Consider the following 12454-nt stretch of genomic DNA (forward strand, 5'->3'; position numbering starts at 1 on the left):
CACTGTTTTTATGATCATTGCTTATTATATTTACTGCTGAAGTTATATTTCGTCAATGATAATTAGGGTGAATTTCATATTCTGTGAGGTAGGTATTAATTAAAAGGAGATATATATCTGGAGTATTTCTTAAATGAATTTAAATTGTATGATAAATGTTATAAAACAGATCGCTTTTATTTATAATGCATTAGGCTTTATTTTTTATTTCACTTATTAAAAGTGAAGAGGGGAAGTAGATAATGCATTTAAGAAAGAAGATAGATAAATGACGCCTCTATAGTTTAGAAGGCGTCAATTTATTATATTTTTATATCGAAAATAATGGTAAATATAAATTATCGTTCACGTAAACTCTCTTTTACGGATTCTTCTAGAGGACTGAGAAGATAACTTATTACGCTCCGCATACCTGTTTTAATTTCAGCATTAACAGCCATACCTGAACTTAATGGAATATTTTTATTTCCAATTGATAAATTATTTTCTTCAATAGAAATAATAACATTAAAAACAAGTCCTAATTGTTGGTTTTCTATAGCATCTAAATTGATATTTTTTACTTTACCAACTAAATAACCATATCGAGTATAAGGAAAAGCTTCTACTTTAATAATAACGTCTTGCCCAACATCAATAAAACCAATATCTTTATTTTGTATTAATGCTGTGACTTCTAATGTATCATTTTCTGGCACTATTATCATTAGTGTCTCAGCGGTTGTTACAACACCACCTTCTGTATGTACTTTCAATTGTTGAACTTTCCCAGAAACTGGTGCTGTTATTACTGAAGCTTGTTGACGTTGTTCATTTTTCTCTAATTCTAGTGCTAATAACTTAACACTATCTGTTGTTTGTCTTATTTTATCTAAGATTTCATTTTTAAATAACTGAGTGACTAGTTGATATTCTTCTTTTGCTAATAAAATTTCACTTTCAATCTGCTCTAATTGAGTTTTATAAATACGTAGTTCATTTGCTGCCTCAAGGTATTTATTTTCCTGCTCAAGTACAGCATGTTTTGAAATAGCTTGCTTTTGCAATAAATTCTTAAAATCATCTAAACGACTCTTTTCAATTTGTGATAATTTTTCATAGCGATTTATGCGTGCAAGTATTGTTAACCTTTCTGCTGATTTTAATTCTGAAATTGTTCTTCAATTAAAGATGTTAAACGTAACATTTCATCTTCAGAAATATTTTGAAGATCGGGATCATTAGGTAATTTTATCTCTGGTAATTTATTTGATTCAATTGATTTAGCCAGCATTTGATAACGAAACTGTTCCAACTTCGCTTGTAGTAATGACGATTGCGATTTTAATGTATCAGCTTCGGCGCCTAATGCTGTAAGTTTTAATAATACATGACCTTTTTTAACTAACTCTCCTTCTTTTACCATAATTTCTTGAACTATTGAGTTTTCAATAGGTTTTATTTCCTTACTTCGCCCGCTTAATGCTAATTTTCCATTTGCAGTGGCAACAATTTCAACTTTACCTAAAATTGATAAAATAATAGCAATCACTAAAAAAGCCATAATAAAATAAGCGATTAAACGTGGGCGCTTAGATACGGGAGTTTCAATTAATTCCAAATGTGCAGGTAAAAATTCATGTTCATCTTTTTCACGTATAGGCGCATCTAATTGTTGGCGGATCTTCCAAGTTTCACTCCAAACTACTTTATAGCGTAAAAAAAACTCATAAACACCCATTAACCATGTTTTCATATTATTCTTCTCTTTTTATTAATCTGATTGTAATTGATGTAAATAGTGATATAGGCTTTCAGGATCAGAGAGAAGTTCCTTGTGTTTGCCTTGTTCGATAATTTGTCCTTTTTCCATGACTATAATACGATCCGCATTTTTTACTGTAGATAAACGATGAGCAATAATAATGACAGTTCTACCTTGGCAAATTTTGTGCATATTACGCATAATGACATGCTCAGATTCATAATCTAAAGCACTGGTTGCTTCATCAAAAATTAAAATCTTGGGATTGTTGACTAACGCTCTCGCAATAGCGATTCGCTGGCGTTGCCCACCAGATAATCCCGCACCTTGTTCACCAACAATTGTGTTATAACCTTCACGTAATTCTGAAATGAAATCATGAGCACCGGCTAATTTTGCAGCATAAATAACTTTTTCTACTGGCATACCTGGATCTGCCAACGCAATATTATCAATAATACTACGGTTAAGTAGTACATTATCTTGTAATACAACACCAACTTGACGACGTAACCAGTTGGGATCGGCTAGTGCAAGATCATGTCCATCAATAAGTACTTGGCCATTTTCAGGAATATAAAAACGTTGAATTAGTTTAGTTAATGTACTTTTCCCTGAACCTGAACGTCCCACAATACCGATGACTTCGCCTTGTTTAATATCTAAGTTAATATTATTTAAAATAATTGGTGCGTCAGGTTTATAACGAAATCGAATATTACGAAACGAGATATCGCCATTAATTTCTGGTAATGCTAATTTTCCTTGATAACTTTCAGTAGGATAATTAAGTACATCACCTAAGCGAGTTACAGAAATACCGACTTGCTGAAAGTCTTGCCAAAGTTGAGCGAGACGGATCACTGGTGCAACAATTTGCCCTGCTAGCATATTAAAAGCAATTAATTGACCAATACTTAAATCACCAGAAATAACCAAATGTGCACCTAGCCAAAGATTAATAATCATAACGGCTTTTTGTATTAATTGGATCCCTTGTTGGCCTATAGTTGCTAATACCGTTACTTTAAATCCAGCTGCAACATAACCCGCTAATTGTTTATCCCATATATTTGTCATTTGAGGTGAAACAGCCATGGCTTTTATTGTGTTAATTGCTGTTACAGACTCAACTAGAAAAGATTGATTATCTGCATTACGAGCAAATTTATCATCTAAACGACGGCGTAAAATTGGACTAATAAAAATAGACCAGGCAGCATAACAAGGTAGTGAAAATAAAATCACTAATGTTAATTTGGGACTGTAATACCACATTACAGCAAAGAATATAAATGAAAATAATAAATCTAAAATGGAGGTTAATGCCTGGCCAGTTAGAAAATTACGAATTTGATCTAATTCTCTTACTCGAGCAACAGTATCACCTACACGACGACTTTCAAAATAAGAAATAGGTAGTGCTAATAAATGTCGAAAAAGTTTTGCACCAAGTTCAACATCTATACGACTTGTACTATGCGCAAAAATATAAGTACGTAAGCCACTTAATGTAATTTCAAATATGACTACGACAGCTAATGCAATAGTAATAATATTGAGTGTTGAGAAGCCTCTGTGTACTAAAACTTTATCCATAACCACTTGAAAAAAAAGTGGGGTAATTAAAGCAAATAATTGTAAAAATACAGAAACGATTAATGTTTCAATAAATATTTTTCTGTATTTAATAACAGCAGGAATAAACCAAGTAAAATCAAACTTTGCTAATTTACCTATGACAGAGGCTCTTGAGGTAATTAAAATAACTTTATCTTGATATAATTCGCAAAACTCATCCTGAGTAAGAACTCTTGGGTTTCTCTGTTCTAAATCATAAATTAAATAACGATTTGAGTCTTTACTTACTTTAGTTAAAATAAAATGCTTTCCATCTTCACGCCAAATTAATGCTGGAAGATAAATAAATTCTAATCTGTCTATTGTTTTTTTTACTGGCTTTGCTTTTAATTCCAGTGATTTTGCTGCAAGTAGCCATGAAGTTAAATCTAATCCTTTTCCACTAATATCAAATTTATGTCTAATTTCTTCAGGATTAATAGCAATGTTATGGTATTGGGCTAATATTTCTAATGCATATAACCCATAATCATTTTGATTATTAAAATCCATAGTGACTCCAAAAAAATAGCAATCATATTTGACATAGTCTTATAAGATTGCTATTAAAAATTAAAATATTATGCTACAGAAAGAGCTAAATTTATTGCGTTACTAGCAATATTTATTCCATTATTAGAAGACATTAGTAACGAAGCAGCTGCAGGTTTTTCTTTATTGGTATCAAAATTACCAGCAGATAAAATAATTTTGTTAATCTCATTATTTAATGGATTTAGGTTATTTTTATCTGCATAACGGCTTAATGCATTATGCCCATACACATAATTAAGGCGATTCTTGCTTTGGTCTTTTAACGCATTTTCAAGAGATTCCGCTGTAATGACCCGACCATCTTTATCAAAGAGTTGCTCTATTTTATAGTTATAAGCACCTTTTTGGTCTTTTTTGAACCAATTTTTAAATGTAATACCATTTTTATTATTAGTTGAAATGATATTATTTTCTGCTTTATACATCACTAGATCATCGCCTTCTTGTTTAAATACAACATTCTTGAAGTCAATGTTTAGTAAGCCAAGTTTATCGTTATTTCCACCTTCATCTTCGATGATATGATGGCCATATTCAGCAAAGTAGCGGTAGATATCATCGCCATCGCCACCTTTTAGAATGTCATCACCTTCTCCGCCATCAAGTAGATCAACGCCTTCACTACCGTATAATTTATCGTTACCTTTACCCCCTAGTAGTATATTGTAACTTGTCTTATTACCTTGTACTTGTAACTCATCGTCACCATCTCCGCCACTTAGGTAATTATTACCGGTGCCTCCTATTAATTTGTCATTGCCATTACCGCCATATAATCGGTCATTACCGTGCCCACCTCTTAAAGTATCATCGCCATCATCACCATATAAACGATCGTGACCATCATTGCCTTCAATTATGTCATTACCTTTGGCGCCATGGAAAATATCATTGAATTTACTACCGAGGAAAGTATCGTTACGGTCACTACCAATAATTTCTTCAACTGAATACAAATTATCTATAGCTTTTAAATTTTGAGCATAAGTATGTTTAAATTCATAATGACGATATTGTATTTTTTCAGTTCTTTTCCCAACTGAATCTTGGCGTTCTTTCACTGTTTCTTGCAAGATTTTAACGTCACCACCTAGCAGTCTCGTAACGGTATACTGACCAGCTTCAGTTGCTTTTGTGCCATCAATAGTTAAATAGCCTGTGTCTGTTTTATCATAATAAACAATATCGTGACCTTTACCTGCAAAAACATCGGCAGAACCAGCAGCTAAGAAAACTTTGTCATCCCCATTACCTAATCTTGATTCAATACGAATTTCGCGATATTGGTTATTCGCAATATCTGCATGCTGGATTAAATTAGAGTAATCATATACAGAACCTTTATCTTTAGTTCCTTTTACAATCCATCGATCAACACCGTTGACTAATAATTCAGTCATATACTGATATTTCCCCGATTGTTTTCTGTGACGAATTTCTTCACCGGGTGTTAATATTGGGTTGATAAATTTAAGTAATGCTGATTTGTCAATATCAGAGATATCTACATTTCCTTTTAATGGATCAAATCTTTTTTTCTCAAATTCATCAGATTTTTTTTCTAAAAGTTTGCCTTCCTTATAATAATCAACATAAGCTTTACCACTAAATACTCTTGCTCCATTTTTAGTGACACTCGCTAATTCACCAATGAGGTCATCCCAATGTTGTTGTGTGATAAGAACAGATAATTCAGTAGAATGTTCTTTACTGTATTTAGATAATAATTTGACGTTATCTTCTAAGAATGCAGAGTGGCGGGCATCATATCCATTTTCAAAATAGTTTTTACCATGTTTTTTCTCCCATTCTGCAATGGTATTAGCCATTTTGTTTGCAACATGTTCAAACATAGACTGTTTTGACGCTTCTAAAATACCAGTAATAATACCTGATACTGCACCGACTAATGCACTGATTGGTGCACCAACAAGACTAGCTGTTGCCGCTGCACTGACACCCGCAGACACAGAATTTAATACTGTGCTAATAGTTGTTAATGCTGCATCAATAGCACCAGTTTCTTTACGGAAAGCAGCAAGTAAGCTATCACCTTCATAACCAAATTTTTTAAAGCGTTCAGAATATTCTTCGATTTTTTGGGCTCGCTTAAATTGATCTGAAATAGCTAAGAATGATAATGGGCTAATTGCTAATGAAACCGCGGAGGCAATTAAACCAAAACTTGCGGTCGAGGTTGATAACCCTTGAGCTGCGCGTTGTGCGATAATATATTGAGAAAAAGCTTTACCTAAATTACCTAATGTTTTTGCTGTCAATTCAAAGCCTGCAGCAACTTTTGTACTCGTATCGGCATTAGCATTACCTAAAATGAAACCTGCTGAAACAGCAGATAAAATACCAGAAATAGTATCTAACCCTGTGCCTATTTTTCCTAAATCAGGTAAGTTTTGTAATTTATTACCAATACCATTTAAATGTTTTGTATTAGATAATATGCTACCTAACTTATTCAATTGTTGTGAAAAAGCATCAATATTATTATTGATACTTGAGGCTGTATCTATGAGTTGATTAATGAGATCGATACTTGCTTTTGCTAGTTCTGTTGAGCTGACATCTTCACCATTTCTTTGTTTTTTTATTAACTCATTTATTTGCATTGACGAAAGTGCAGTCCCTAAAAAGTTTTGAAGGGTTGAAAAAATCCCGCCAACTTTACCTAAGTGACTTCCTAGATTTTCTGCGCTTCCACCAAGTTTATTACCTACGTTTGGATATTTCTGCAACAATTTATCTAATTGTGGTGCAAATATAGCGACTCCTCGTTCTGTTAATCCAAGTAATTTTTCGCCTGTTCCAAAAAATTGTTTGGCTATCTCTGTACTGTCTTTTTCTTCATACTGAACTTCAATACCAAGTTCATCAGCGGCTTTAACTAGATCATTCAGACTTGAACCTTGTCCTTGATAATCTTTAGGTATCAATAAAATAAGCTTATCACCAGCTTTGCGTGCTTGACCTGCTGCTTTTTTTAACGCGTTTTTTGTTGATTGTCCTGCGGACTGTAATTTTTTCGTCGCTGATTGTTTAGCTGATTGAAGCGATGTTTTAATTTGAGTGGTTGTTATTGTTGGCATTATAATTTACCTTTAACTTATCAATGAAAATTTAAAGTCGGGATAGTTTTTAACTTCAGTTATTAATTCATGGTGATATTGTTTAAATATTTTATTTGCCAATTGTTTATCTATTTTACCTCCGTGAAATTCTGACACTTTACCAATCTGAGTTTCAGGATCTACTCTGATTGCCCTAAATAATTCATTAGGAAAGTTTTTTCGCATATATTTATATAGTGCTCCGTTATCCCCAAAAGGGGCTATCCAATCAATGAACCATTTACGATCACCAGAAGTCCAGTCCTCTGCAATTAAAGAAGTCACATCATTTAGATATTTAACTTCATTTTCTAAATTTAAATTAGCCCAGCTACAATATGCGACAGGGAAACCATCTCGAGTTAATAAAGCATATTGGTTAGCTTGTATTGCGGGTAATACATTTATTGCGAATAAAGATACAGGCCAATTTCTATGTAAAGGGGAGCTTGCCCATAACCATACAATATGACCAAGAATATCTAATGAATTATTTCTATTCATTTTTTTTCCATGAAATATGTTTGATTGATAGATTTTGATAATAACTTTTACGCGATTCTATAAAAAAAATAAAAATGAAAAAATGGAAAAATTTACGATTTAATATTTCTTTAATATAAATTTAATTTTTCTATGAAATAAAAAAATTCACATCGCTATTTGTTAGATATTTGTTACTTCTGTGTATCTGTTTAACTTTTTTGTTTTCTTAGGATTTTTTTTATTTTATTGTTTTTATTTGATTTGTTTTTTTATTTTTTTGTTTTTTTACTTTTTGTCTTCATTTTTTTAAACTGATTTTGTTTTTTTAATGAATGTGATTTATTTTTTATTGACAGCCTACCTTCTGGTAGGTAAATTTTTTCTTTAAACTTAGGTTATATTATTTTTTATAGAAAGAATTTGGAGTAATTAACTTTTTGAAATCTCTCTAAAATAGAATTGATTTGATGATATGGCTTTATTTCTATAATGATAGAAGAATAATATTCTTATGTAATCGCATTATACCTATAAAACAAGGATTATTAATGACAACATATGATAAGATATTGCATCAGGCGAATATACTTATTCAACAACGCGGTTTTTTAGGGTTTAGTTATGCTGATCTAGAGAAGAGAATAGGTATTAGGAAAGCAAGCATACATCATTATTTTCCGAGCAAAATAGATTTAGGATTAGCATATTGTCAATATAAAAAAGAGGGATTTATCCGACTTGAAGGATCTTTATATAATATACCCTCTGGATTACAACGATTAAAAACGTATTTAAATGCTTTCTCTGATTGTGCAAAGAAAGGAGAAATGTGTGGTGTCTATGCGATGTTATCTGATAGCCATCAATTCCCGTTAGAGTTGCAAGAAGCCGTTAATTTATTGGCTGATTTTGAATTAAATATATTGAAGAATATTTTAATTTTTGGTCAAGAGAATGGTGATATTCGGCTTTTTTCTGCGGCTAATGAGCTAGCTGTAATTGTTTGTTCTTCATTGAAAGGAGCATTAATGCTTAATCGAATACCTCCGCATAATGCTTATTTTGAAACAGTAAAAATATTACTTACGATGCTTGATTCAAAGCAATAGATTTATCGTTATCTCACATCATTATTATCATTTTTAGAGGTTCTAATGAAAAATTTTATTAAACGTTTTATTAATTCAGATTACGATATCGTTTTTCTTCGATTATCCGTCATTGGCATACTCATGTTATTTGGTACTTATAAATGGTTTGATTTTGAGGTAATGGCATTAGAACCTCTTATATCTAAATCTTGGTTGAATATTTTATATACTTTATTTGGTGTGTATGGAGGAAGCTATTTCCTTGGTATAGTAGAAACCCTCACTTTTCTCGCTTTAATTGCAGGCTTTTATAAACCTGTGATTGGTATGATGGGAGATATCATCGTTATTGGTATTGGCGTTATTACTCTCAGTTTATTACCCCAGTTAGGAAAAGTTGATAGTTTTATTATAAAAGATATTCTTCTCATTGGTGCTGGTATCGTTTTACTTAAATATGATTTAAAACGTCACTTAACTATTTGTTAATAAATGTATTAAATATAAAATTATTCTAATTAAATGAATAATTATATTTTATACACTCAAACTTAATAATTATGATGTTAGTTTATCGCGTGATTATTTGTGTTGGTATTTTTGTTAGGGAAATTAAATAGACAATATACGATTTAATAAAAACAAATAGTTAAATATAAATTAAAAACATTTAATATATTTTTAAGTTAAATTATTGACAGGATTTTATTGAAAAAATAAAATCTGCCACCTTATTGTTCTAGTCATTTTTTATTTTCATTTACATTTATATATTATGGGTTTGTGATCATGAAGAAAACATTAATCGCTTCTTTAATTTTTACTTCTTGCGTAGCAAATAGCTATGCCGCAGATGCAACATATAATGCAGGTGATCATAGTAAAGCAGACAGTGATTATGCTACTGCTATTGGTGTATCGGCGAGTGCAACAGGAAATTCATCGTCTGCAATAGGTGCTAATTCATCAGTTAATGGCCATAATTCTGTTGCCATTGGTTCATTTAGTAAAGCTTCAGGTCATTCAAGTTTAGCTAATGGGGCAGCGAGCGAGTCGGCAGAAAATTCTACGGCTGTTGGTGCCGTTGCAAAGGCGACAGGAGAAAACAGTGTCGCTTTAGGGACTTCTACATCATCAAAAGGCCAAGATTCTATTGCTATTGGTGCAGGTGCTCATTCTGATATGGAAGGTGCTATCTCTATTGGATCTGATAGTCAGGCTATGCATATGGGAAGTGTTTCTATTGGCCATGCAAGTACTACTGATAGAGAAGATTCTGTTTCTTTCGGAAATGAAAACACAACAAGACAATTAACGAAAGTTAAAGCAGGTACAATGGATACTGATGCTGTAAATGTAAAACAACTGAAAGATCATACAGCACTAGAAATCACAAATAATAATAAAGTTATTAACCAACGCATGAAGGAAGTTGTGCAATTAGGGCAAAAGGCGGCTAACAACGCTGAAAGAAATGCAAATGACTATACAGATAGTCAGATAAATAAAAATAATATGGAGATTAATCAAAATATTGAAACTTCAAAAAATGAAGCGATGCAAGCTGGACAAAAAGCCGCTAATAATGCAGAAAAAAATGCAAACAATTATACGGATAGTAAAATCACTAAAAATAATATGGTGATTAATCAGAATATTGAAACTTCAAAAAATGAAGCGATACAAGTTGGACAGAAAGCCGCCAATAATGCAGAAAAAAATGCAAATAATTATACGGATAGCAAAATCAATAAAAACAATATGGTGATTAATCAAAATATTGATAATACAAAAAAAGAAATTATTCAACTAGGTGAGAAATCTATTAATAATGTAAAAAAAGAATCAATTGCATATACAGATGCAAAATTTAACCAAATTGATAATAGAATAAATTCATCATTTCAACAGTTGAATGACAAAATCGACGAGAATGCAAAGAAAGCTAATGCGGGAATTGCATCTGTTGCCGCAATGACTAATATTCCTTATGTAAATTATCAAAAATTTAGTGTTGGTGCTGGGCTTGGTAATTATAGAAATGGGAATGCTATTGCTGTAGGCATGCAGTATAAATTAAATGAAAATACACATGTGAGAGCATCTACATCATGGAATAGCTCAGATAGTGCAGTATTTGGTGGTGGCATTGCCATTGGTTGGTAATATACTGCGATAAAATGATTTCTATTTAGAATAATAATTCTAAATTTCATCTTAATTGTAAGAGATTTAATTGTTTTTTGTACACTGCTGTTATGGCAGGTGACTATTTTTATTATTATTATCTCTATTATTATCTCTATTATTATCTCTATTTTTTTCCCAAAAGTTGGGTTTCGATCCAACTTTTGTTTTTTTATATTTATAATTAATAGCGATGATGGGTATTAGGTTTTTCTCTAGTTTAAAAAAGAGAAAGTAAGGATGGTATTATATATTTTGAGGAGAACGTAATGGTTCAAAATATTATATTTAGAGACTATGAGAAAGTAATTAAAGCAAAAGCTTTTACTTCATCTTCTGCAGACGAGTTGCATTTTATTGAACATTCTCTTATTTGTATTGATAAATTAGGTTTTATTGCAAAAATTTATCATTCTAATGAAGAAGATTATTTGCCTCTTCTATCTTGGGCTAAAAATAATAATATTCTTCACGAACTTAAATCTGATCAATATCTATTACCTGGTTTTATTGATTTACATGTGCATGCACCACAATGGCCTAACCTTGGTAAAGCATTAGATCTTCCTCTGGATCAATGGTTACAAGAATATACTTTTCCACTTGAAGCTCGTTATTCAGATTTAGAATTTACCCGTAAAACTTATCAGCATCTAGTGCAAACATTATTAGAAAATGGAACAACAACAGCTGTTTATTTTGCGACTATTCACAGAGAGTCGAGTGTAGAATTAGGGCGGATCTGCCTTTCTCTTGGGCAACGAGCTTTAATTGGTAAAGTGGCTATGGATGATCCTAATTCTTGCCCAGATTATTATCGTGATAAATCAGCTAAAAGTGCAATTGAAGAAACACATCTATTTATTGAGGATATAAAAAAATTATCGGGTAATGAGAATAATCAAATATTACCTGTTATTACTCCTCGTTTTATACCTAGTTGTACAACAGAGTTACTCAAAGGATTAGGAGAACTTGCACAAGAAACACATTGTCATGTTCAGACACATTGTTCGGAAAGTGATTGGGAACATAATTATGTATTAGAGCGGTATGGTGTAACAGATGCTCAAGCTTTAAATAATTTTGGCTTAATGACTCGTAAAACTATTTTAGCACATAGTAATTTAATTTCTGATGATGATATCAATATCATTAAATCTAAATCAGCAGGGATCGCACATTGTCCTTTATCTAATTTCTATTTTGCGAATTGTGTTTTTCCTTTGCGTAAGGCACTTAATCGACATGTTCATGTTGGATTAGGAAGTGATATAGCTGCGGGACATAGCCCTTCAATTTTTGATGCTTGTCGTCATTCAATTACAGCAAGTAAGGCGCTTAATGATGGTGTTAATTCACAATTATCAGCAGAACAACGAGGATGTTCTGGTTCTGAAATTACATTTAAAGAAGCTTTTTGGTTAGCAACAGGTGGTGGTGGTGAAGTGCTTGATTTGCCTATTGGCCAATTGAGAGAAGGATATTTATTTGATGCAATGGTTATTGATACCAATGTAACGAGTTCTGATATTCTTATTCGTGAAGAAGACTCTAGCCATGATATTTTACAAAAGCTTATTTATAATACTCAGCGAATTAACATTACGGATATTTGGGTTGGAGGAAAAAAGGTTTATTAATTATCA

The 12454-nt window shown here is 31.8% G+C and carries 7 protein-coding genes and 1 pseudogene; 4 read left to right on the forward strand and 4 right to left on the reverse strand.

Translation table 11 applies throughout. The annotated features are described in order from the left end of the window. Positions 1 to 338: 338 nt before the first annotated feature. The 4 genes and pseudogenes from H1225_RS18320 to H1225_RS02065 form a co-directional block, all read right to left on the reverse strand. Positions 339 to 1735, reverse strand: a pseudogene (locus tag H1225_RS18320) (HlyD family type I secretion periplasmic adaptor subunit). Positions 1736 to 1753: 18 nt separating this feature from the next. Beyond that, positions 1754 to 3877, reverse strand: a complete 2124-nt coding sequence (locus H1225_RS02055; protein ID WP_161671445.1) for a type I secretion system permease/ATPase — start codon at positions 3875 to 3877, stop codon at positions 1754 to 1756. Between the two features lie 68 nt (positions 3878 to 3945). Next, positions 3946 to 7020, reverse strand: a complete 3075-nt coding sequence (locus H1225_RS02060) for an RTX family hemolysin (protein WP_161671444.1) — start codon at positions 7018 to 7020, stop codon at positions 3946 to 3948. Positions 7021 to 7032: 12 nt separating this feature from the next. Further along, entirely contained in the window at positions 7033 to 7545 is a 513-nt protein-coding gene (locus H1225_RS02065; RefSeq protein ID WP_006534857.1) for a toxin-activating lysine-acyltransferase, read from the reverse strand. A 530-nt stretch (positions 7546 to 8075) separates the two neighbouring features. On the opposite strand from H1225_RS02065, the gene H1225_RS02070 reads away from it, so the two are divergent. The 4 genes from H1225_RS02070 (at position 8076) to guaD (ending at position 12448) form a co-directional block, all read left to right on the forward strand. Continuing rightward, positions 8076 to 8636 (forward strand): TetR/AcrR family transcriptional regulator, encoded by a 561-nt coding sequence (locus H1225_RS02070; RefSeq protein WP_202608859.1) that lies wholly within the window; start codon positions 8076 to 8078, stop codon positions 8634 to 8636. 45 nt (positions 8637 to 8681) lie between these two features. After that, the gene (locus H1225_RS02075) at positions 8682 to 9107 is read left to right on the forward strand and encodes a DUF417 family protein (protein ID WP_161727705.1); all 426 of its coding nucleotides are present in this window, start codon (positions 8682 to 8684) and stop codon (positions 9105 to 9107) included. Positions 9108 to 9407: 300 nt separating this feature from the next. Further along, a complete protein-coding gene (locus H1225_RS02080) occupies positions 9408 to 10784 on the forward strand; it encodes a YadA-like family protein (protein ID WP_239739416.1) in 1377 nt (458 codons plus the stop codon). Positions 10785 to 11074: 290 nt separating this feature from the next. Next, positions 11075 to 12448, forward strand: a complete 1374-nt coding sequence (gene guaD / locus H1225_RS02085; protein WP_109848521.1) for a guanine deaminase — start codon at positions 11075 to 11077, stop codon at positions 12446 to 12448. The last annotated feature ends 6 nt before the right edge of the window (positions 12449 to 12454 follow it).

The sequence above is a fragment of the Proteus penneri genome, from assembly GCF_022369495.1.
GTDB classification, from domain to species: Bacteria; Pseudomonadota; Gammaproteobacteria; order Enterobacterales; family Enterobacteriaceae; genus Proteus; species Proteus penneri.